General features: G+C 62.2%; 17 protein-coding genes. 9 read left to right on the top strand and 8 right to left on the bottom strand.

Going from position 1 to position 21,902, the window contains the following annotated elements; translation table 11 throughout:
• Positions 1-70: 70 nt before the first annotated feature.
• Complete coding sequence (locus tag GGR38_RS04445; RefSeq protein WP_183623118.1) at positions 71-1,027, bottom strand: AraC-like ligand-binding domain-containing protein; 957 nt, start codon at positions 1,025-1,027, stop codon at positions 71-73.
• A 200-nt stretch (positions 1,028-1,227) separates the two neighbouring features.
• Here GGR38_RS04445 and GGR38_RS04440 point away from each other — a divergent pair, with 200 nt between their 5' ends.
• Both GGR38_RS04440 and GGR38_RS04435 read left to right on the top strand, forming a co-directional pair.
• A complete protein-coding gene (locus GGR38_RS04440) occupies positions 1,228-2,721 on the top strand; it encodes a carotenoid oxygenase family protein (RefSeq protein WP_246404237.1) in 1,494 nt (497 codons plus the stop codon).
• A gap of 2 nt (positions 2,722-2,723) precedes the next feature.
• On the top strand, positions 2,724-2,963 hold the full coding sequence (locus GGR38_RS04435) for a hypothetical protein (RefSeq protein WP_183623116.1): 240 nt from the start codon (positions 2,724-2,726) through the stop codon (positions 2,961-2,963).
• A gap of 1 nt (position 2,964) precedes the next feature.
• Here GGR38_RS04435 and GGR38_RS04430 read toward each other — a convergent pair whose 3' ends face one another.
• Positions 2,965-4,524 carry a carboxylesterase/lipase family protein gene (locus GGR38_RS04430; protein ID WP_183623114.1) on the bottom strand — a complete coding sequence of 520 codons (1,560 nt, stop codon included), beginning with the start codon at positions 4,522-4,524 and terminating at the stop codon, positions 2,965-2,967.
• 53 nt (positions 4,525-4,577) lie between these two features.
• Positions 4,578-5,012: a MarR family winged helix-turn-helix transcriptional regulator gene (locus tag GGR38_RS04425; protein WP_221227005.1), complete on the bottom strand. Its 435-nt coding sequence runs from the start codon at positions 5,010-5,012 to the stop codon at positions 4,578-4,580.
• A gap of 299 nt (positions 5,013-5,311) precedes the next feature.
• Here GGR38_RS04425 and GGR38_RS04420 point away from each other — a divergent pair, with 299 nt between their 5' ends.
• Positions 5,312-6,325, top strand: coding sequence for a DUF8021 domain-containing protein (locus GGR38_RS04420; protein ID WP_183623110.1), 1,014 nt, complete (start codon positions 5,312-5,314; stop codon positions 6,323-6,325).
• Here the strand turns inward: GGR38_RS04420 and GGR38_RS04415 are convergent.
• Positions 6,322-7,206, bottom strand: coding sequence for an AraC family transcriptional regulator (locus GGR38_RS04415; protein WP_183623108.1), 885 nt, complete (start codon positions 7,204-7,206; stop codon positions 6,322-6,324). The genes GGR38_RS04420 and GGR38_RS04415 overlap by 4 nt on opposite strands.
• A gap of 116 nt (positions 7,207-7,322) precedes the next feature.
• Here GGR38_RS04415 and GGR38_RS04410 point away from each other — a divergent pair, with 116 nt between their 5' ends.
• The gene (locus GGR38_RS04410; protein WP_183623106.1) at positions 7,323-8,783 is read left to right on the top strand and encodes a lignostilbene-alpha,beta-dioxygenase; all 1,461 of its coding nucleotides are present in this window, start codon (positions 7,323-7,325) and stop codon (positions 8,781-8,783) included.
• Between the two features lie 44 nt (positions 8,784-8,827).
• On the opposite strand, the gene GGR38_RS04405 is transcribed toward GGR38_RS04410, so the two are convergent.
• On the bottom strand, positions 8,828-9,646 hold the full coding sequence (locus GGR38_RS04405; RefSeq protein WP_183623104.1) for a hypothetical protein: 819 nt from the start codon (positions 9,644-9,646) through the stop codon (positions 8,828-8,830).
• 13 nt (positions 9,647-9,659) lie between these two features.
• On the bottom strand, positions 9,660-12,599 hold the full coding sequence (locus GGR38_RS04400; protein ID WP_183623102.1) for a TonB-dependent receptor plug domain-containing protein: 2,940 nt from the start codon (positions 12,597-12,599) through the stop codon (positions 9,660-9,662).
• A 234-nt stretch (positions 12,600-12,833) separates the two neighbouring features.
• On the opposite strand from GGR38_RS04400, the gene GGR38_RS04395 reads away from it, so the two are divergent.
• The 5 genes from GGR38_RS04395 (at position 12,834) to GGR38_RS04375 (ending at position 18,238) form a co-directional block, all read left to right on the top strand.
• A complete protein-coding gene (locus GGR38_RS04395; RefSeq protein ID WP_183623100.1) occupies positions 12,834-13,736 on the top strand; it encodes a LysR substrate-binding domain-containing protein in 903 nt (300 codons plus the stop codon).
• A 189-nt stretch (positions 13,737-13,925) separates the two neighbouring features.
• On the top strand, positions 13,926-15,362 hold the full coding sequence (locus tag GGR38_RS04390) for an NAD-dependent succinate-semialdehyde dehydrogenase (protein ID WP_425497040.1): 1,437 nt from the start codon (positions 13,926-13,928) through the stop codon (positions 15,360-15,362).
• Positions 15,359-16,441: an amidohydrolase family protein gene (locus GGR38_RS04385; RefSeq protein ID WP_183623096.1), complete on the top strand. Its 1,083-nt coding sequence runs from the start codon at positions 15,359-15,361 to the stop codon at positions 16,439-16,441. Before GGR38_RS04390 ends, GGR38_RS04385 begins: the two co-directional genes overlap by 4 nt.
• Positions 16,438-16,920: a DUF3237 domain-containing protein gene (locus tag GGR38_RS04380; protein WP_183623094.1), complete on the top strand. Its 483-nt coding sequence runs from the start codon at positions 16,438-16,440 to the stop codon at positions 16,918-16,920. The genes GGR38_RS04385 and GGR38_RS04380 overlap by 4 nt, the downstream gene beginning before the upstream one ends.
• A 1-nt stretch (position 16,921) precedes the next feature.
• Positions 16,922-18,238: an MFS transporter gene (locus GGR38_RS04375; RefSeq protein WP_183623092.1), complete on the top strand. Its 1,317-nt coding sequence runs from the start codon at positions 16,922-16,924 to the stop codon at positions 18,236-18,238.
• Positions 18,239-18,295: 57 nt separating this feature from the next.
• Here GGR38_RS04375 and GGR38_RS04370 read toward each other — a convergent pair whose 3' ends face one another.
• A complete protein-coding gene (locus GGR38_RS04370) occupies positions 18,296-20,539 on the bottom strand; it encodes a CehA/McbA family metallohydrolase domain-containing protein (protein ID WP_183623090.1) in 2,244 nt (747 codons plus the stop codon).
• Positions 20,539-21,867, bottom strand: a complete 1,329-nt coding sequence (gene dctA / locus GGR38_RS04365) for a C4-dicarboxylate transporter DctA (RefSeq protein ID WP_425497039.1) — start codon at positions 21,865-21,867, stop codon at positions 20,539-20,541. The genes GGR38_RS04370 and dctA overlap by 1 nt, the downstream gene beginning before the upstream one ends.
• Between the last annotated feature and the right edge of the window lie 35 nt (positions 21,868-21,902).

The following is a 21,902-nucleotide window of genomic DNA, read 5'->3' as shown; positions in this document are numbered from 1 at the left end:
GTTATGTCCCGTTCAGGTAAGCAGGCGGACGACGACAGGTCTTTGCCCAGAGCGAACGCGCATCATGCCCTCAACTCGCATGGATAGCCTGTGCGGCGCGATAGGCCCTGGGACTGGCGCCGAAATGGGCCTTGAACACGCGGCTGAAATGGGCCGAATTACTGAAACCATTGGCGAAGGCGATCTCGGTGATCGAGCGGGCAGCATAGGCAGGCGAGGCCAGTTCATCGCCACATCGCCGCACCCGCATCGCCCATATACATTCGCTGATCGTCTGATCGGCGCAAAACAGCTTGTGCAAATAGCGCTTGGTGCAGCGCATCGCCTGCGCCACGCCATCGAGCGAGAGATCGGGATCGCGGTAATTGTGACGGATATAGGCCAGCACCCTTTCGCGCATCGTGTCCTGCATCGAACTGCGTTCCAGCGCATCGTAGCAGGTGCCAAGGGCAAGCCTTAGCAGATCCATCATCGTTGCGCCCAGATCATCGTCAAGCACGGCATTCTCGCCCTCGTCCAGATCATCAAGCATGCCCTGCGTGCAGCGCTGGAGCAGTTTGAACACGCCGCTCACCGGGCGCGGCTGCATGGCAATCCGCCGGGCGGTATCGGCAAATCCCGCATAGGCGTTGCGCGGGATCATGATGGCGCATTGCTCGGTGGGCCCTTCGTTGGTCAGGCGATAGAAGCGCGCCATGTCATACATCAGCCATTGGCCGGGGCGCAGTATGGCCTGCTGTGCGCCTTGCTCGACAATCGTCTGCCCTGATATTTGCACCACCAGTTTGAGCAGATCGCCCGCCTTGTCATGGGGCGCGGCGCGCTCCCGCTCGATTTGATGGGCGCTGACGGCGATGCGGCCAAACCCCAGCGAGGACAGGTTGCGCGTATGAAGATCGGCGCGAAGCCCTGTCTCGCCAAGGCTGCGTACGCGCAAGGGCACCAGCGCCCGCCAGTGGTTGGCCCAGATCTCGGCTGCCTCGGTTTGCGGCAGGCCGGAGATGGAAAAATGCTTGCTAGCGGCCATGGTTCTCTCCCCGCCGACTCGTTGTGCTTTTGTTGCGATGCCTGCGCACCGATAATTTAGTTCTGTCACATAACTAAATTATCGGTCAAGCCCTGCTTCTGTTCACCAAGGGAAAACAGCCTGGTTCCCTGCCAAGAAAGCTCTGCCCGCCCGGCTTACGCTAAATATGGCCAATAGATCGGGAAGGATGACGAGAGAGCATGGTAGATTACAGCGGCATGCCGGCAATGCGCGGTTTCTTTGCGCCACAGCGCTTTGAGGCCGATGTGTTCGATTGCGAGGTGGAGGGCGCCATTCCCCCCGCCTTGAACGGCGCCTTTGTTCGCGTCGGCAGCGACTGGAATTATCCGCCCAAACATGCCGATGACGCCCCCTTCAATCAGGACGGCTATATCAGCATGTTCCGCATCAAGGATGGCCGCGCCAGCTATAAGGGCCGCTGGGTCAAGACGCCGCGCTTCCTGAATTGCCAGAAGGCCGGGCGCCAGCTCTATGGCTATTACCGCAACCCTTTCGACAATGAGCCGGGTTTTCAGAATATCGACAAGCCATGGCTGAACACGGTGATGAACACGGCGGTTTTGGCCCATGCGGGCAAATTGCTGGTGCTGAAGGAAGACAGCAGGCCCTACGCGGTTGACCCGGTCACGCTGGAGACACTGGGCGAATGGGATTTCCATGGCGGGTATAAAAGCCAGACCTTTACCGCCCATCCCAAGATTGACCCCCGCAATGGCGACCTGCTGGCCTATGGTTTCGAGGCGACCGGGCTGGCGAGCGATGACCTGTTCTATTACGTGATTGACGCCGGGGGCCGCGTGAAGCGCGAGGTGCGCCTCAAAGTGCCTTATGTCAGCATGATCCACGACTGGGCCGTGACCGACAGTCATGTGATCTTCCCGGTCTTTCCTTATTGCACCAGCATGGAACAGCTCAAGGCGGGCCAGACCCATTGGAAATGGGATGGCGTGCGGCCAACCTATTTCGGCATCATGCCCCGCGATGGTTCGGCCAAAGACATTCGCTGGTTCAAAGGTCCGGCGCGCGCCGTCGTGCATACGTTCAATGCACGCACGGAGGGTAACAGAGTTATCCTTGAGGCGCCCACTTTCGAGGGCAATCCTTTCCCCTTCTTTCCTGCCGCCGACGGTTCGAAATGGGACCCGGCCAAGGGCCGCGCGATGATCCGGCGGATGACTTTCGATCTTGCCTCATCGGGCGATGGCTATAGCGAGGAGGTGATCGTGCCGGACCTGCCGGTGGTTGATCTTGCGCGGATCGACGATCGCTATGCCGGGCGCGACAACCGCTATGGCTTTGCCCCGTTTCGCGACGAAGGCAAACCCTTTGACGCGGCCCGCGCCGGACAGGCGGGCGGGCGCGTCAGCAACAGCTATGGCATGTTTGACCTGAAGGATGGCACATGGCGCTCCTTCTTCGCGGGGCCGGTGCATAGTTTGCAGGAGCCTGAATTCATCCCCCGTGCGTCCGACGCGCCCGAGGGCGATGGCTGGCTGATCGGGGTGGCGAACAATTATGCGGACAATCGCTCCGAGATGATTATCGCCGATACGCGCGATCTGGCGGCAGGCGCGGTGGCTCGGATCATCCTGCCGTTCCGTTCCAATGTTCAGGTGCATGGCCGCTGGTTTGGCGATCATCAACTGGCTCTGGCAGGGGGCAGGAGCGCGTGAAGATGGAAATCACCCGCCGAAATCTGCTGCAAGGCGCTGCGCTGCTGGCGATGACTCCCCGATTGCCCGCGCCGGTGCAGGCCCGTGCCATCGCGTTGGTGGGCGCGACCTATAATGAACAGGTCTATTTCGATGCCACGGGTCAGGCTTCCGGCTGGCTGGCGCCCGAGGGGATGCGCGGGCTTGCGGCCACCGCGTATCTGGATGAAACGCGGTTTCGCATGGCCCACCCCTATTGTTGAGCTAAATGTAGCGACGGACCAGCTTTTCGCGAAAGTCCGCCTCGGGATCGTCCAGCATGGCGCTCTGATTGTTGAGCGCCATGATCCGGCGATGGTCGTCATAGGCCTGCCATTCCGGCAGACCATCGGCGGCGGGGCGCCCGGTGGCGGCAAATTCCACCCATGCGCTGCTCATCCGATGGGCCAACAGGCGGGCCTGCGCTGATCCGCCGATCAACGGGTTTGGTGCATCGGTGGTATCGAAGACAAATCCAGCCTCCAGCGTGTGCAGCGCGCCCAGCTTGCCCTCCAGCGCCGGGCTTTGCCAGTCGAAGCGATAGGCAAAGACCGGCGCGCCATGTTGCGCCGCCTTGCGATCCGCCATCAACAGGGTGGGGGCCATCACCTGCTGGTCGGAAAAGGACTGGATATAGCGCCTGGCGGGCGAGGCATCGGGATAGCGCTGGCGGTATAGGGGCACAAGATCCTCGGTATTCGAGGCGGCGGCGCGGGCCGCCAGACCGGCTTCGTCCAGTTCGAACCCGGCCTCGTCATTGCCCATGAAAAAGCTCATTTCCTGCGCGTTCCAGCCGATCAGCAGGGGCACATCGCGCGACTGCTTGGGCGCGGCGGGCGAAAAGGGATGAGCAGGCAAAAGCGCCGGGTCGAGGACCGGCGCGAAACAGGCCAGATCGGTAAAACCTCGCGCCGGATTATTCGCAGCCACCGCAAAATAGCCCGCCATCAGCCGTTCCAGCGGCATCCGGCGCAATTCTCCGGCCTCCTGCGCGCGCAGGTCCAGCGCATGCAGCAACTGGTCGGTGACGAGCGCGGCCCGCTCCCGCTCCATCATGCGCAACCCCGGCCCGCTTTGCACCGCCGCGCGATGCAGGCGGCCCTTTGCCGCGGGCGAGGCCAGCAGCCAGCTTGTCTTCATCCCGCCGCCCGATTGGCCAAAGACCATGATGCGCGAGGGATCGCCGCCGAAATCTTCGATATTCTCGCACAACCAATCGAGCGCCGCGACAATATCGAGCATGCCCAGATTGCCCGTGCCGGAAAATTCCCCGCCCGGCAAATCGTCGAGATGGGCAAAACCCAGCACATTGAGCCTGTGGTTGAGGCTGACCACCACCACGTCGCCGCGCCGGGCCAGTGCCGCGCCATCAACAGTGGCGCCCGACCCAACCGCAAAGAACCCGCCATGCAACCAGACCATCACCGGTCGCTTGCGCCCATCGCGCAGCCCACTCGTCCAGATGTTGAGCATCTGGCATGCCTCATCCTCGCGCAAGGGGGCGGGGGGCAGCGCATTGGCGGGGCGGGGCAGGCGAGTGATGATAAGCGGCGAAGGGCCGCCCGCGCGCGGATTTACCTGCGGCGAGGCGGGCCCGAAACCCAGAGCTTCACGCAACCCCGTCCATGGGGCGACCGGGCGTGGCCTTTCGAAACGCGGCGCCTGCGCGTAGGGAATGCCGCGAAACGCCAGCACGTCACCCAGCCTTGCCCCCAACACTTTGCCGCTGGTGGTCTGCGCAATCGGTTCATCGGTTCGCGCCGATGCGCCCGAATTCAATGTCATGGCCAATCCTCCCGCGCTCATCAATCCCAAAACCTGCCGCCGGTCCGCGCCCTTCACGGTGTTTCTATCCGGCGGAGCACCGCGATCAGACCGGCCTGCTCAACCTCGTCCAGCGCGGCAAAGAAGCGCTGTTCATGGCGCAGCACCCGTTGATGGATATCATCCAGCATCGCCTGCCCCGCATCGGTCAGCGAAAAGCGCACCGACCGGCGATCCGCCTCATCCACGGCCCGCCGCACCAACCCGCGCTTTTCAAGCTGATCGAGCAGCGGAACGAGATTGCCGGGGCGTATTCTTGCCTCGCCCGCGATTTCGCGCTGCCTGCCGCCCGGACTGACCTCGATCGCGGCCATCACGGCATAGTGGATGGTGCGCAGGTCGAGATCGGCCAGCACGTCTTCCAGTTCGATTTGCGATTGGGCAGACACTCGCCGCAGATGGAAACCGACAAGGCCCGACAGGCGCGAAGAGGAGGAGGAATGACGCATCATCACGCCATTTATCGTTTTGCCCGCCAAGGCAAGACGCGCCGTGCCATAGGCATGGCATGGCGACGTGGCCGTTTGGAGATTATCCTTTATCCTTAAGCAGATCATGCCCCGGGCCAATTCCTCTTGCCTGATGACGCCCACTCTTGCCCAGATTGCCCGGCGTCACCTTGCCACGAAGGAACGGGCAAATTCTCCCTCAGGGAACAGGCGGGCTTGAGGCTGGACGAGGGGTCCACCTTGCTCTCAAACATGGGGCGAGAGCCGCTTGGTGGCCGCAGTCTGAGAGGAGAGAACCCTTGCACAATCGCACAATCGCAATGCTTGCCATGCTGGCCGCATCTTTGGGCAACGCTCCGGCCAAGGCGCAAAAGTCGGTTTGCGACCGAGCCTGCCTGTCGGGCTTCATCACCGGCTATGTCGATGCTTTGGCCCATCATCGGCCCGCCGCGTTGCCGCTGGCCAAATCGGCGCGCTTTACGGAAAATGGCGTGGCCATCCCGCTTGGCGAAGGGCTGTGGACCGGCGTGAGCGCGGTGGGCGAGCGCTATCGCTATGATTATATCGATACGGCGGCGGGGCAGGTGGCAGCTCATCTCGATTTTGTCGAAAATGGCAAGCCGGGGCTGATGTCGCTGCGCCTGAAGGTTGAGGGGGGGCGGATTTCTGAGATCGAAACCGTGGTCAATCGCGGCGCTGCCAATGCGGAACGCATGGTGCCGCCCGAACCCCTCTGGGAAGCGCCCGAGCCGTCTGCCACTCGCCTGACCCGCGCGCAACTGGCGGCGGTGGCCCAGAGCTATCTGGCCGCCGTTGCCGCCGGCGACGGCAGCAAGGCGCCCTTTGATCCCGACACTTGCGTCAGGCTGGAAAATGGCGGGGTGATGGCGCAGACCGCCAATGATCATCCCCCGCAACCGGGCCCCAATGCGCAATCGCCGGTGGCATGGATCCGCCTTGTCGCCTCAACGCTGGGGATGGGGTGTGCCAAACAGCTCGACACCGGGATCTACGGCTTCATTACCAGCTATAACAATGCCCGCTTTCCGGTGATTGATGTCGAGCGGCAGATCGTTTTTGGCCAGTGGAATTTCCGTCGCCGGGGCGATGTGAAGGGCGTGACCTATAATGGCGCCTTCGTGCCGTTTATGGAAAGCACCCAGTTCCCCAACGAGAACCTGTTGGGCCAGGCTTTCAAGATCCGCCATGGCAAGATCATCCGGGTGCAGGGCGTGTTTCTCAACGCCAATGTCTACAAGTCGGGCACCGGATGGACGGGCGGGCATGACGGGCCGGTAGCTGGTCCCCGTTAATCGGTTTCGGGTGGCAGGCGGAACTGGCCCGGCGTGGCACCGGTCCGCCTGCGAAACATGCGCACGAAATAGGACGGTTCGGAAAAGCCCAGCGAGAGCGCGATGTCCGCCGCGTTCTCGCCCGAAAACAGCAGGCGCCGCCGCGCTTCGTCGATCAGGCGGTCCATCACCACCTGTTTGGCGTTGCGATGGGCAAACCTGTGGCACAGCGCATTGAGCCGGGCCGGGGTGGTGCCCAGCGCATCGGCATAGTCGGCAATCCGGCGGGTACGGGTAAAACGTCGTTCGACCAGCGCGCGAAATTCGAGAAACAGCGCGTGATCTCCATGGCGGCGCGGATCGCGCGCATCGCCATGGTCCATCATGCGCGCCAGATGGACCAGCAGCAGGCGCAGCAAGGCATCAAGGCACAGCGCCTGCCCATCCAGACGCTCGCCCCGGCTCTCCTTCATCAGCAGGGCCAGCAGCGGGGACAGATCCTGCACCTGATCGGGCATCTCGCTCAGGTCGATGATGCAGGGCGCGGCCAGCAGCGAGCCCACGCCCACCTGCAAGGTCATGACCACCTCCAGCACGCGATCATGGCGGATCAGCACATTCCAGCCTTGTGCATCAGGCATGATCTCAAAGCCATGCATCGTGCCCCCCGGAATGGCGATCAGGCATGGCGCGCTGACCGGGCGCCGGACGCCATCCAGATCGACAAGGCATGAGCCGCCCGTCGCCACAATCAGCTGGAGCAGGTCGCAGTGGCTGTGCGGCCGGATGCTGGCCCTGTTTTCGCTTCTATCGGGCGCGCGCATCGCCTCGATCCACACATCATCGCGCGCGCCGGGTTCCCGCATCGGGGCCAGAGAAGGGGGCGTGTCGATTTTTGTCATCGCCTTACGAAAAGTGCCATTGGCGGCCATGGTTAGTCCATTTTTTCGGGATTTCCATCTGATAAGTATCATCGCAGGGCCAGACATGACATCGGCCCGCGAGAGGAGCCGAAACCATGGCCAAATTCCCCGACACCAAGAATTTCCGCTATTCGCTGCGCCCCCTGCGGCTGGAGGGCGACCTGCTCGATCTTGAGGTGGAAGGCACAGTGCCGCCCGAACTTCATGGTGCGTTCTATCGCGTGCAGCCCGATGCGCAATTCGCGCCGATCTTTGAAAATGATCAGTTCTTCAACGGCGATGGGTTGATTTCCCAATTCATCTTTCGCGATGGCCGGGTCGATCTCAAACAACGCTATGCGCTGACCGACAAGCTCAAGGCCGAGCGAAAGGCAGGCCGGGCGCTGTTTGGTGCCTATCGCAACCCGCTGACCGATGATGACAGCGTCAGGGGGATGATCCGGGGCACGGCCAACACCACCCCGATTGTTCATGCAGGCAAACTCTATGCGCTGAAGGAAGACAGCCCGCCGCTGATAATGGACCCGGTGACGCTGGAGACACAGGGCTATGGCGATTTCGCGGGCAAAATGCGCAACAAGACATTCAGCGCCCACCCCAAGATCGACCCTTTGACGGGCAATATGTGCAATTTCGGCTATGCCGCCACCGGCCTGCTGACGCGCGATGTGTCCTATATGGAAATCAGCCCGGATGGCGAACTGCTGTTCGAAACCTTTTTCGAGGTGCCCTATTACTGCATGATGCATGATTTCGCGGTGACGCGGGACTATGCGCTGTTTCACCTGTGCCCGATCACGTCGAACTGGGATCGGCTGCGCGCCAACAAGCCGCATTTCGGGTTTGATCCCTCGCTGCCGGTCTATCTGGCGGTGCTGCCGCGCGGCGGGCGGGCGCAGGATATGCGCTATTTCAAGGCGCCCCGCACGGTCTTTGCCAGCCATGTGATGAATGCCTATAACGAAGGCACGCGGATTACTTTCGACATTCCGCAATCGGAAGGCAATGCGTTTCCCTTCTTTCCCGACATCAACGATGCGCCCTTTGATCCGGTGGCGGCGCGCCCGTTCCTGCATCGCTGGGCGGTGGATATGGCGTCCAATTCCGACGAGTTCGAACAATTCGAGCGTGTGTCTGACCTGATCGCCGAATTCCCCAAGATCGACGAACGTTATCTGGGGCAGCCTTATACACATGGCTGGATGCTGGTGATGGACCCGGACATGCCGTTTGAAGGTGAGGGAGTTCGGGCATCGGGCTTTCGGATGAACCGGATCGGCCATTTCAACCGCGTCACCGGCGAGGAAAGCACTTGGCATTGCGGGCCGCAGAGCCTCATTCAGGAGCCGCAATTCGTCCCCCGTCACAAGGATGCGGCCGAGGGTGACGGCTATCTGCTGGCGCTGGTGGATAATCAGGTCACCAATTATTCCGATCTTGTCATCCTTGATGCGCTCAACATTGCGGCGGGGCCGGTGGCGCGGATCCATGTGCCGTTCCGGATGCGCAACGGGCTGCATGGTTCGTGGGCGGATTCTTCGGCGCTGGCCTTCTGAAGACAGGCGGGCGGCGCCATGGGGGGCCGCCCGCCCATCGCCGCCTATTTCCTGTCGCAGGGATTGCGGGCAAAGAAGTCAAAGATCGCGGGCATGGCGCGGTGCCATGAATCGCTGTGCCCGCCGCCCGGTATCACCATCAGCCTTGTCGGGATGCCCACCCGTTCAAACCCGCTGGCCATGGCCAGCATGCTTTCGATGGGCGCCACATTGTCGCGGTCGCCATGCACGAACAACGCTGCGCGCGTGCCCCTGGCGCGGGCATAGGGATAGGATGCGGGATCGAACGGACCGTCGCTGGGCGAAATCGCGCACCATGTCCGGGGCTGGTCCTGCGCCAGATGCAAAGTGCCTTGTCCGCCCATCGAATTGCCCATCAGATAGGGATGGGCCAGCACGCCATAGGCCGCCTTGACCCGCGCGATGGTGGCAATGACGTCCTGCTGGGCCAGCGCATCGTCTTGCGCGCTGCGGGGTGCGACCTTGGGCGGCGGGCCGGTCAGCGCGCCGGGCGCGGGCCAGCGATAGGTGCCGCGCGGGGGCAGGCCCGTGCCCTCGACCAGCAATTTCGCGCCCCAGCCGCCCTTGTGCCCGCGCGGCGAGAGCAGGATGAAATGATGCGCGCGCGCCGCATCAAACAATTGCGGGCGAAAGGCCGGATCGCGGTCGAACGGGCCGTCCTCATTCGCGCCGCCGCCATGCAGCATCACCACCAGCGGCCAGTGATCGCCCGGTTTCCAGTCCTCGGGGACGAAGAGCCGGTATCGGCTCTCCACCCCCGGCGCCGGCGAATAGGTCTGTGCGCTGTCCCCCACCGGCGGCGGAGGGACAGCGGCGGCGGCCAGCAAAAGGGAAAGCAGCATTTTCAGGCTCCCATCAATATTTGAACCGGACACCAACGCGCAAGGCCCGGCCCGCCGTATCGTAAATGGTCGGGTTGGTCGGGCTTGCGCTAACGGGGAACAGCGGCGGGGCCTTGTCAAACACATTGTTGACCACGCCGAAGAATTGCAACTTGCGCCGCCCGTCATTGACCACATCGACCGAGGCATTGAGGTTGAGATAGGCCACAGCCGGAACATGGTTGTTGTTGATGGTGAAACCGATGCCGGGCCTTGGCGTGGCGCTGACCCCTTCGACGGCCAGCACGCTGTAAACGCCCTCGCCGATATAGCGAACCTCGGCCCCGACGCCGACCGGACCTTTGCGATAGCCCATGTAGAGGCTGCCGTTCCATTTGGGGCGGCTCAGGCCATAGGTGCCCACCGCGCCGCCATCAATGGCGCCCGCATAGTCGATGGGGCCGTTGATCGCATCGTCGATGATCGTGTGGATCGTCTTGCTGGCCAGAGCGGACAGCGTTACCCGCCCGCCGCCCAGATCAAAGCCATAGGACAGTTCGAAATCCAGCCCGCGAAATGCCCAGCGCGACAGATTGAGCTGTTTGATGGCGATATTGGTGATCGTCTTGCCATCGCTGCCAAAGGTCAGCAGGCCGCACAGGGCCTGATTGCCGGTGTAGCAGCCATTGATGATGTTCTGGCTGGTTTGCGTGCTGATCACGCCGCGCACATCAATGTTGAAATAATCAACCGAGAAGGCCAGCCCCGGAATCAGGCGCGGTTTGAGAACCAGCCCGACGGTTTCGGTATTGGCGACTTCGGGCTTCAGCGCCGGATTGCCCGATGTGACCGAGGTGACGCCAAGGCCGATACCCGTCCCGCCCAGAAACGGATTGCTCAGGCCCGAGGGATTGCCGCCCACCGCGCCGGAGAACAATTCGCTGATATTGGGCGCGCGAATGTCGCGCGAACGGGTGGCGCGGAAAGAGATCCCGTCGATCAGGCGATAGACCCCACTTACCTTCCATGTCGTCACCGGACCGCTGGTGCTGTAATCGGTGCGACGCACCGCGCCGTTCAGATCCAGCCCCGCGCCAAGAATGCTGTTCTTGAACACCGGTGCCTGAACTTCGCCAAACACTTCCTTGACGTTGTATGATCCGGCCAGCGGCTGCTGGTTGGTGGTGTTGTTGATGAAACCATTGGCCGCGGAAATCGCATCGACGGTCTGGTTGACGCTGGTGGTGCGATATTCCGCGCCCGCCGCCACCGACAGCGTGCCTGCGGGCAATTGCAGCAGATCGCCGCGCAGCAGCCCGTTGACCGTGGTCTGGCTGACCACCTGACGGAAGGTGGCGGTGCTGGTGGCATAGGCCGTTGCCGCCGCCGAGGGAGAACCGCTGCCGAAAGGATTGATCGCCACGCAACCGGGATCGTCATTGGTGCTGATCGCATCGGCATTGATCCGACATACCACCTGGCCGCCCGCAACCACGCTGTCGACGGCATTGTTGAAGCGCGAGCGGACAAGCTGATAGGGGCTTGACTGGTTATAGACATTGCGGCCGGTCTGCGCGGTCACTTCCCATGACCATGTCTTGCCGATTTTGCCGTTCAATCCGCCCACGATGTTATAGGTCTCGTTCTTGCCCGAACTGGTGGCAAAACCGGAGGGGCCGATGTCATCCCATTCGCGCCCCAGCGAGAATGTGTTGGTCGAGAGCGCGGGAATCTGGGCCGCGATGGAGGCCAGCGCGGGAACCGTGCGCAAAAAGCCATTGTCGCCGCGAATGGTCAGCGGCAGCGAGCGTTGCGGGAAAGAGCGGGTGGTGTTGCTGCTGGCTGCGTAAAGCGCCGAGGCCCAGAGTTTGAGCCTGTCGCTGACCTCAAATTCGGTGCGCGCCATCACGTTATAGCGCTCGATGGGCTGGGACAGCGCAATATTGTCGGCAAGGTTGAGCGCATTGATCGCGCCGTTGGTCAGCGTCTGCGATGTCGTGGTCAGGCTGCCGAAGGGAAAGCTGTAGGGTGTGCCGCCGGTGCCAAAACCCGTGCCGCGCAGCGAGGCCGGAGTGCCGCCGCCCACCGCGGTAATCAGGCCGCCTTGTGTATAGTTCGAGAAATAGACATTGGGCGCGATGATCCGTTGGGGCTGTCCATTGGCGACATTGCCGGGACAGCCAAGACTGGCCGCAATCGCCGTGCCCGCCACCCCGGCGCAGGGGTTGGAATAGATGGCATAGGCATTTTGGCCCCATGGACGGCTGCGTGCGTCATAGATCTCGCCGATCTTGTGATATTCGCCGCCGATCACGAAATGGCCGCGCCCTTGCGCGTAATCCGTGCCCGCCATCAGGCCCAGCTTGGTTTCCGCGCGATCACCATAGGAGGTGATGCCCTTGAAGACTTCACCCTCGATCCCCTTCATCCGCTTTTTGAGGATCAGGTTGACCACGCCCGCCACCGCGTCCGAGCCATAGCCCGCCGAGGCACCGCCCGTGACGACCTCCACCCGGTCGATCATCAGCGATGGGATCAGGCTGAGATCGGACACGCCGGTCTGGGTGGTTGGCACAGCGCGTTGGGAATCGATCAGCAGCAGCGTGCGCACCGTGCCAAGGCCGCGCAGGTCGACATTCTGGCTGCCCGCGCGCTGGGCCGGGGTGGCATTGGCGATGCTGGCGCTGGCGCGGACCGAGGGCAGGCTGTTGAGGATTTCGGTGGTCGATGTCTGGCCCTTGGCCTGAATCAGATCCTTGCCGATGACCGAGGTGGGGGTGGGGGCGTTAAAGCCCGCCTTGGCGATGCGCGACCCGGTGACGATGATTTCAGTGGCCGGGGCCTGTTCCTGCGCCTGTGCAACCGGGGCAAGGATGGTCAGACCCAATGTCGTCAGCACGATCTGCGAGGCTTCCCAAAGGCGCCCCGGTGTTTGCAGAGTTTTGCGGCGATGTCTGTTCAATGTAACGGTCATATTCCCTCCCGTTTTTGCGGAATTGCACCCGCTTTGTCTTTCAGCGTCCGGTATTGCCGAGATCGGGAACATCGGCATTTCCTGAAAGGAACATGCGAGTTCTCTCTTAGCGAACGATCGGATCGCTCTCGTGCCACAGGGATAGGCAGGCTTTGCAATGGCCGGAATTGACCAAAATTCGCGGGTAGCTATAAAAATAGCTTATAGGAAAACCTGAGGCCGGAGGGGGATGCCGTGGAAATCAAACAACTGTCCGACTTTGTGGCCGTATGCCGTGCGGGCAGCTTTGCCGCGGCCAGCAGGCGCATCAACACCTCGCAGCCCGGTCTGGGTTATCAGATCAAGCAATTGGAGGCCGAGCTTGATGTCATCCTGCTTCATCGCCATTCGCGTGGCGTGTCCTTGACCGAGGCAGGCACGGCCTTTCTGCAAAAGGCGGAGAAGATCCTTGATGCCGTCACCGAGGCGCGCGCGACCATGGTTCCGTTTCGCGTGGGGCGGCGTATTGTGATCCGGGTGGGCCTCTCGCCAACGCCCGCGCGCCTTGTGGGGCGGGCCATTGCTGCCCTGTCGGCCACCCTGCCCAATGTCGAATTTACGTTGAGAGAGGGCTATTCGGAGGATCTGATCGACCTTGCCATGCGCGGCGATCTCGACATGGCCATCACGCTGAGCCACGATTCACGCCCCGGCTTTCGGCAGCGTCCGCTCTATCGCGAAAAATTGTGCCTGATCGGCAAGCCCGGTGCGCAGGATCTTCCCATCGGGCCGATCAGCCTGCACAAACTGGCTGATATTCCGATTGTCGCGGGACCGCGCGGGCATGTGGTGCGCGAAAGGCTGATTGCGGCCACCAAGGCGGCAGGCGTTGCGCTCAACATCGTTCAGGAACTTGACCCCAGCGGGCTGCGCCGCTCTCTGGTGGTCTATGGCGACCAGCGCACTGTGGCGGCGCCGGGCGTGTTCATCGACGAATATGAGCGCGATCTGCTCAGTGTCTGGCCGATCGAACCGGCCATCACGCTGGAGGTTTCGTTGCTGGCCGCAGCCACGGTCCCGACCGATCTGGAAGAAGCGATCAGCCTGGCGGTGACGGAGGCGATGGCGCCCTTTGGCGGGCTGATGGACCCGGTGTGAGGGCGCGAGGCTGCTATAAAATCATTTTATAGCAGCCTGCAAATTTTACCGCCTTCCCGATTTTCCCCGTTGGGTTAGCCATGGGCCGCAGGAGGAGATGCCCTGCGCCATCAGGAGCGCTGCGGAAAAATTGCGCCCGTAACCGGGCGTGCCCGACGACCATCCGTTCCAGACAGGATTTGCCACGTGATCGAAACTTCCCACTATCCGCCTCTGGCGCTGTTTATCGACGGCGCGTGGATCGGCGCCAAAGGGCGGCGCACGCATGAGGTCATCAACCCGGCAACGGGCGCGCCCTTTGCCCATTTGCCGCTGGCCGAGGCCGCCGATCTCGATCTGGCGCTGGCCAGCGCCGACCGGGCCTTTCGCCTGTGGCGCCATGCGGGCGCCGATCAGCGCGCCGGCGTGCTGCGCGGGGCCGCTTCTTTGCTGCGCGCCCGGATTGATGCCATTGCCACCTGCGCGGTGCTGGAACAGGGCAAGACATTGGCCGAGGCGAAGACCGAAGTGCTGATGAGCGCGGCGCTGTTCGACTTCTATGCGGAGGAAACCAGGCGGCTCTATGGCCGCGTGTTGGTGCGCCCCACGGGCCAGCGCTCGATGGTGACCAGCGAGCCGATCGGGCCGGTGGCGGCCTTTGCGCCGTGGAATTTCCCCATCAACAATCCCGCCCGCAAATTGGGCGGACCCATCGCGGCGGGTTGCAGCGTGATCCTCAAACCCGCCGAAGAAGCCCCGGCCTCGGCCATGGCGGTGGTGCAGGCGCTGGTCGATGCGGGCCTGCCCTCGGGCGTGGTGCAATTGGTTTTCGGCGTGCCCGATGAGGTTTCGCGCCACCTGCTGGCCAGCCCGATCATCCGCAAGATGAGCTTTACCGGATCGACCGTCGTGGGCCGCCATCTGGCGCGGCTGGCCGCAGATCGCACCATTCGCACGACGCTGGAATTGGGCGGCCATGCGCCGGTCATCCTCTTTGACGATGCCGATCTGGATCGCGCGGTGCCTTTGCTGGCGGCGTCCAAATTCCGCAATGCCGGACAGGTCTGCGTCTCGCCCACGCGATTTTATGTGCAGGATGCGATCCATGATCGCTTCGTTGCGGCCATGTCCGAACGGATCGGCGCGATCCGGCCGGGCGACGGCCTTGATCCGCAAAGCACCATGGGGCCGATGGCCAATATCCGGCGTCCGGCGGCGGTTTCCGCGCTGGTGGCCGATGCGGTGGCGCAGGGCGCGCGTCTGGCGCAGGGCGGTGAGCCGATTGGGCAGGGCGGCTATTTCTGGCAACCCACAATGTTGACCGATGTGCCCGCTACCGCGCGGATCATGCAGGAGGAACCCTTCGGCCCGGTCATCATGACCGCGCGCTTTTCCAGTTTTGACGAGGTGGTGGAACAGGCCAATCGCCTGCCCTTCGGTCTTGCCGCCTATGCCTTTACCGAGAATGGCCGCCGCGCCAATCTGATTGCGGACGCCATCGAGGCAGGCATGGTCGCGGTCAACACCACCGCTATCGGAGCTGCCGATGCGCCCTTCGGCGGGGTCAAGGAAAGCGGCCATGGTTCAGAAGACGGGCCCGAAGGCGTCATGGCCTGTCGCATTACGAAAGCGATCCATATAGCATGACAGATACACTCTCCCCGCTTCGTACCGGCGGCGCGCAAGGCTATTTGCGCATCGCGACCGAGGAAGCCTTTGCCATTCCCGAAATGGTCGAGATCTATCGCGACATGCTGGCCGGCCCTGATGTGGACCCCGGCGTACGCAGTCTTCTGGGCTTTTACTTCACCCATGAATCGGAAAGGGCGCGCTGGGTGCGCGACAGGCTGCTTGATCTGGGCGATCAGCGCATCGCCGATATGGATGAGCGCGGCATAGACATTCAGGTGCTGGGCCTGACCTCGCCGGGGGTGCAGATGCTGGCGCCGGATCGGGCGACGGCGCTGGCGGAACTGGCCAATGACCGATTGGCACAGGCCTGCGCCGATCATCCCGATCGCTTCGTCGGTCTGGCCGCCTGCGCCTTGCAGGAACCGGGCAAGGCGGCGCGCGAAGTGGAGCGCGCGGTGGGGCGGTTGGGCATGAAAGGGGTGATCGTCAATTCGCACACTTTGGGTGAATATCTCTCTGACCCCAAATTCTGGCCCGTGCTGGAGGCGGTCGAAGCATTGGATGTTCCGCTCTATCTTCATCCGCAAACCCCGCCTGCCTCTATGATCGGCCCGATGATCGAGGCGGGGCTGGATGGCGCAGTGTTTGGCTTTGGCGTTGAAACCGGATTTCACGCGCTGCGCATGATTACGGCTGGCGTGTTCGACCGCTTTCCCCGGCTCAAACTGGTGCTGGGCCATATGGGCGAGGCTTTGCCTTTCTGGCTCTATCGCCTCGATTTCATGCATGGCGCGCAGGTGCGTTCGGGGCGCTACGATGTGCTCAAACCCCTGCAGCGCGGCCCGGTTTCGGCCTATCTGCGCGAAAATGTCTGGGTGACCTGTTCGGGCATGGCATGGGAACCGGCGATCCGCTTCTCTCAGGATGTGCTGGGCATGGACCGCGTACTTTATGCGATGGACTATCCCTATCAATGCCCGGCCGATGAAGTGCGCGCGCTCGATGCGATGGGGCTTGCCGATGCTGACAAGAAGCGCTTCTTTCAAACCAACGCAGAAAACCTGTTCAAGATCGCCGGAGAGGCCGCCGTATGACCGAGCAACATCCGTTTTTTCCGCAGATGGAATACGCCTTTACCATCGCGATCAAGCTGTCGGGGCCGCCGGTGCGTGTGCAACCCAGTGTGACCGGACAGAACCGGGCGATCATCCATATCACCGAAGGCACGATAACCGGCCCCATGCTGCAAGGCCGTGTGGTGCCCATGTCGGGCGCGGACTGGGCGCAGATTCGCCCGGACGGGACGCTGGATTTCGATGCGCGCTATACGCTCGAACTGGATGATGGCACGCCGGTCTATATGCAGAACCGGGGCTTTCGCTGGGGCTCGCCAGAGGTGATGGCAGCGCAGGCGCGGCGCGAGCCTGTGCCTTTCGACGCCTATTACATGCGCGTCACGCCCCGGTTCGAGGTGGCGGCAGGGCCCCATGAATGGTTGGCCAAACATGTGTTCGTAGGGGTCGCGGAAAAGCTGCCTGAGGGGAATGCCATCCATTATTTCGTGGTGCGCTGATATGGCCGACTTTGATGTGCAACGCTTTATTGATGAGCATCGCTGGGCGCCCGTGCAATATGGCTTGCTGGCGGTTTGCCTGTTGCTGCTGTTCACCGATGGCTTTGACATCTTTATGTTCGGCAAGGTCGCGCCAGTCATCGCCCGCGATTACGCCACTACGCCCGCCGGGCTGAGCATGGTCGTGGTGGCGCAGCAGGTCGGTCTGGCCATTGGCGCATTTCTGATCAGTCCCTTTGCAGACCGGATCGGGCGCAAAAGGGTGCTGGAATTTTGCGCGCTGGGGTTTGGTCTGTTGACCATCATCAGCGCGCAGGCTCCCTCGGTTCCCGCCTTTGCGGTCCTGCGCGGTCTGGCCGGGGCGATGCTGGCGCCGGTGGTGCCGATCACTTTGGCGCTGCTGGCCGAATTTACCCCGCGCCAGCGCCGCACGACGATTCTGGCCGTGGGGCTGGTCGGCTATGGCCTTGGCAATGCGGGCAGCGCGTTTTTTACCGCTCGCCTGCTGCCTGCCTATGGCTGGACCGGCCTGTTTTGGTTCTGCGGCGGGGTTGGGCTGCTCTGTATGATCTTGCTGAAATTTCTGCCCGAGAGCCTCCAATTTCGCGTGGCGCAGAACGCCGCCGATCCATCCATCGCCGGGATTTTGCGCCGGATTGACCCGGCCATTGCCCTTAACGGGCAAGAGCGCTTTGTGCTGACCGACAAGGCCGACAATCGTCTGGCCCCGCTCAGCGAGCTTTGGCGTGAGCGCCGCCACGTCACGGCGGTGTTCTGGGCGGCCTCCTTTGCCAGCATGGGCATGATCGCACTTTTCGCCTCCTGGATGCCCAGCTTCTTTCATCAGATCGCGGCGGTGCCGGTCGAACGTTTCGCCGCTGTGGCCAGTTTCGGTCTGCTGGGCGGTTCGCTTGGCACGCTTATCGCGGGGGGATTGATTGACCGATTTGCGGGGCGGCCAGTGATGATCGGCTTTTACCTGCTGCAGGCTTCGGCGCTGGTCGGACTTGGGCTCATTCCCTTTGTCGCGGCCGGGTTCCCTGCGGTGCTGTTCCTTTGGAGTCTGGCGCAAGGCGGCGGGCAGGCGGCGCTCAACCTTTGCATTGTGCGCTCCTATCCGGTGGGGTTGCGGAGCTCCGGTCTGGGCTGGGCGGGCGGAGCAGGGCGTGTAGGCGGGGTGGTTATTCCGCTGCTCGGTGGTTTTCTGCTGGCGCATCAATGGACGCTGCCGGCGGTCATGGGCCTGCTTGCCGCCGGGCCGTTGCTGATCGCGCTGATGCTTTTGCTGGCGGGCCGTGATCTGGCCGTGGACGCCTAGGCCTGCGCGGGTGTCGCGCGACCGGATCGGGAAGGATACCAATCCGGTCGCGGCCGATCAAAAGGCGACGGGCTGGCCGACCGCGCCGTTGGAAGCAATGTCCCAGGCCCCCACGCGGACCCATTTCACGCCCTTGGCCGGAATATCGGTGGTAAAGGTAAACTTGCTCTCCGCCACCTGATCGTCGGCATTGATCCGCTTGGTATAAGTCTTTTGCCCATCGCCATAAACCACCTCGACGAATTCGAGCGGGAAAGTCCATTCCACATCCGCGGCGATACGGATCACCTTGCCGTCGCGCGCCAGCCTGACATCGCGCAGCAGCACTTCGCCGGTTGTCCAGAAGGAGGAATCGGCCTTGAGCGCTGTGATAATTGTCGAGAAATCGCCAAATTTGGGCAATCTGTCCATCTTGATATAGGTAACAGGCTGGCTGCCATAGACGTCATCGCCCGGTCCCATATGGCGAACTTCACTGATCGAAATGGAGCGCTTCAGCGGCAGCTTTTTGGCGGACATCCAGTTGCTCATGTCATCCATCAACGGCCAGCAGCGAAATTCGCACAGCCGTTCTTCCGAGCCATCAAGCCCCATGCCCCAGCGCAGCCCCACCCCGGCAAATTGGGGATCAAGGAAATAGTCCCGGTCCTTCATCGCATCGGGAAAGCCCGTTGATCCCTTGGTGCGGGGATGGGGCATGGTGAACATGATGCCCTCGGCCTTTGCCATATCGGTAAGGTCGGTCGCGCTGGCGATTTGATAGACCTTGTCGGTAACGCCCGCTTTCGGGGCGGGATCGGAAGGTTTGCGCCAAAGGACCTTGTGGGCAAACAACAGGTCGGTATGTCCGCCCAACGGACTGCCAAACACTTCCTGATTGGGCCAGACCAGAAAGCCATCATCCGATTGCGCCGCCGCACCGGCAAAGGCGGCGTTGATCAGATCGACAGGATCGGCCTGTGCGCGCCGGGGCGGGCCGCCGGCGCCGGGCGCGGTGAACATCACCGAATCCACCAGACTGACAATATTGATGCCCGTTGCCTTCATCGCCACAAGGTCGGGAATGCGGACATCGGGCGTGCCATGGGCCAGCACCCGTTCGGCCAGATCGGTATGATAATGGTGATTGAGCACCTTGTAGCCGGGAAGCGGTTTGTAAGTATCGTCGCGGGTGAAGCGCAGGGCATTGGCCACCGCATCGCGCCCATTGCCAAGCGTTGGCAAAAGGAACATCGGCATACGCTGAACGGTGCCCGGACGCGCATTGTAAAGCGCCCAGTTAGCGGGATCTTCGCTATCGTCCTCGGTATCGTTTTGGCGGATGCCAAAGCCGATTTGGCCATCGCCTTTGGCAATCCATTGATAGCCCATGTTGATGGCTACTTCGCGCGCCCAGAAGAACTTGTGCGGTTCGGGAAAGAAAGCCAGAGCACCATAGCCCTGTTGATACGCGGCCACCCGGTTGCGGGCCACCAGCGGCACTTCGGTCGTATCGGCGGCGGAGGCGAAGCGGTCGGCCTGCCAATTGCCGCCATTGTCGCGCCATGCCACCGCCGCATCCGGTTCCTTGGCCATCCGCAGTCCGGCGGTGAATTTGTAGGCCAGCCATTTGCGACTGGTGGTGGCCAGAATTTCCTGTCGGATCAGATGGCTTCCGGCATAGATGGTAAAACGCAGCTTGCCTTCGAAGGCGCCCATTTTGACACCCGCCAGATCGACGGTGATCCTGCTGCCTTCACGACGGGCAACACAGGCCATGGGGACAAAGCGCGCGGTGGCCTCTGCAACCTCGGCCTTGTCGCGGGGCAGGCCGGTCTGGTCCGTGCCCGGAACACCGGCCGCCGGGGGAGGATTGCCGCCAAAGCGGCTGCGTTCACCGGGCTTGTGCATATCGAGCGGGGCATCCCAGAATGGCTCCCAGCGATATTTGTCGAGCACGGCCTGATCGATCGGAACGCCCAGTTCGCGCAGGGGCTGCATCTGCTGATTGCTCATGCGCCGCAGGCCGGTCTTGACCGAGAAAGTGGGCTCGGCATTGCGGATAACCGTTTGCCAGCCATCCTGCCACAGATCGAGCGAGCGGATTACCGGCCGGTCGCCCTCGGCCCCGACGCCTGCCAGCGCGAGACGCAGCTTCTGGTTGCCGCTGCCGGTCCATTCCAGCATCAGCCCATCTTGTGTGCTGGCAGCGCTCAATCGGGCATCGCCCGTGCTTGCGGAAACATCACAACCAGCGGCCAGCGCGCTATGGCCAAGCAGTGCCAGCGGCGAGGCGGCGAGAAGATATTTGCTGATCGACATCACATCGTCCCTTGTTTGTTGACAGGCAGTATCGCGGCCGTTCCCAGTTCCCCGCCCAGCGCCTGGGCGAGTTTTTCCCGATCAAGCACGCCTTCCCAGCGCGCCACGACAATGGCGGCCACCGCATTGCCGATGAAATTCGTCAGGCTGCGGCATTCGGACATGAAACGGTCAACGCCCAGCACCAGCGCCATCGCCGCGATCGGTATGGACGGCACGATAGAAAGGGTCGCCGCCAGCGTGATAAAGCCCGCGCCTGTGACGCCTGCTGCGCCCTTCGAGCTGATCATCGCCACGCCCAGCAGCAGCAATTGGTCCGCCAGCGAGAGATGCACGCCCACCGCCTGGGCAAGAAACAGCGCGGTCAGCGTCATGTAGATATTGGTGCCGTCCAGATTGAATGAATAGCCCATCGGGACCACCAGACCCGTGACCGATTTGGCCGCGCCTGCATCTTCCAGCTTGCTGATCAAGCTGGGCAAGGCTGCTTCTGATGAAGACGTGCCAAGCACCAGCAGCAGTTCACTTTGCAGATAACGGAGCAGCGCCAGTATCGAAAAGCCATGAAGCCGCGCGATCAGGCCCAGCACCACCACCACGAAAAACAGCGATGTGGCATAGAAGGTCGCCAAAATGGCTGCCAGATTGGACAGCGAGGCAATGCCAAACTTGCCGATGGTGAAGGCCATCGCGCCAAAAGCCCCGATGGGCGCGAATTTCATCAGGATCGCCACCAGACGGAACACCACGACCGAGGCGGTTTCCATCATCTGCAGCAGCGGGCGGGCCGGTTCGCCGACCAGCACCATGGCAATGGCAAAAAGCACCGCCGCCATCAGCGTTTGCAGGATATTGCCGTTGAGCAGGCCGCTCAACAGCGAATCCGGAATGATCCCCATCAGAAATCCGACGGTGGTTTGTTCATGCGCCTTGGCCGCATAATCGGCCACGCTGCTGGCCTGAAGCGAAGCGGGGTTGATGTGCATTGCGGCGCCGGGCTGGACGATATTGGCCACCACCATTCCCAGTATCAGGGCAAAAGAGGAGACCACCAGAAAGTACAGCATACTTTTCCAGACGACCCGCCCGACTGCTGCCAGTTCATGCATTCCGGCAATCCCGGTCGCCACCGTCAGGAAGATCACCGGGGCGATCACCATCTTCACCAGTTTGATGAAGCCGTCTCCCAAAGGTTTGAGCGAGGCGCCGAAATCAGGGTAAAAATAGCCCAACAACGTTCCCAGCGTGATCGCGACAAGCACTTGCACATAAAGCTGCTTGTAAAGAGGCGCCTTGTGCAAAGGCGTGTTTTGCGGTTGGGCCTGCATCATAAACTCCATGTTTGTGGCCAGCCACAGGATCG

Origin of the sequence: Novosphingobium sediminicola (assembly GCF_014196525.1) — a bacterium.
Taxonomy (GTDB): domain Bacteria; phylum Pseudomonadota; class Alphaproteobacteria; order Sphingomonadales; family Sphingomonadaceae; genus Novosphingobium; species Novosphingobium sediminicola.
Note: the sequence above shows the minus strand (reverse complement) of the source record. Positions and strands in the feature narration are given on the sequence as shown.

What these genes read in the sequence shown, in the direction of transcription:
- GGR38_RS04425 (WP_221227005.1), bottom strand. Translation starts at nt 5,012, where the DNA reads ATGCGTCATTCCTCCTCCTCTTCGCGCCTGTCGGGCCTTGTCGGTTTC.
- GGR38_RS04435 (WP_183623116.1), top strand. Translation starts at nt 2,724, where the DNA reads ATGGAAATCACCCGCCGAAATCTGCTGCAAGGCGCTGCGCTGCTGGCG.
- GGR38_RS04385 (WP_183623096.1), top strand. Translation starts at nt 15,359, where the DNA reads ATGACAGATACACTCTCCCCGCTTCGTACCGGCGGCGCGCAAGGCTAT.
- GGR38_RS04375 (WP_183623092.1), top strand. Translation starts at nt 16,922, where the DNA reads ATGGCCGACTTTGATGTGCAACGCTTTATTGATGAGCATCGCTGGGCG.
- GGR38_RS04430 (WP_183623114.1), bottom strand. Translation starts at nt 4,524, where the DNA reads ATGACATTGAATTCGGGCGCATCGGCGCGAACCGATGAACCGATTGCG.
- dctA (WP_425497039.1), bottom strand. Translation starts at nt 21,867, where the DNA reads ATGCAGGCCCAACCGCAAAACACGCCTTTGCACAAGGCGCCTCTTTAC.
- GGR38_RS04445 (WP_183623118.1), bottom strand. Translation starts at nt 1,027, where the DNA reads ATGGCCGCTAGCAAGCATTTTTCCATCTCCGGCCTGCCGCAAACCGAG.
- GGR38_RS04400 (WP_183623102.1), bottom strand. Translation starts at nt 12,599, where the DNA reads ATGACCGTTACATTGAACAGACATCGCCGCAAAACTCTGCAAACACCG.
- GGR38_RS04410 (WP_183623106.1), top strand. Translation starts at nt 7,323, where the DNA reads ATGGCCAAATTCCCCGACACCAAGAATTTCCGCTATTCGCTGCGCCCC.
- GGR38_RS04370 (WP_183623090.1), bottom strand. Translation starts at nt 20,539, where the DNA reads ATGTCGATCAGCAAATATCTTCTCGCCGCCTCGCCGCTGGCACTGCTT.
- GGR38_RS04440 (WP_246404237.1), top strand. Translation starts at nt 1,228, where the DNA reads ATGGTAGATTACAGCGGCATGCCGGCAATGCGCGGTTTCTTTGCGCCA.
- GGR38_RS04415 (WP_183623108.1), bottom strand. Translation starts at nt 7,206, where the DNA reads ATGACAAAAATCGACACGCCCCCTTCTCTGGCCCCGATGCGGGAACCC.
- GGR38_RS04405 (WP_183623104.1), bottom strand. Translation starts at nt 9,646, where the DNA reads ATGCTGCTTTCCCTTTTGCTGGCCGCCGCCGCTGTCCCTCCGCCGCCG.
- GGR38_RS04380 (WP_183623094.1), top strand. Translation starts at nt 16,438, where the DNA reads ATGACCGAGCAACATCCGTTTTTTCCGCAGATGGAATACGCCTTTACC.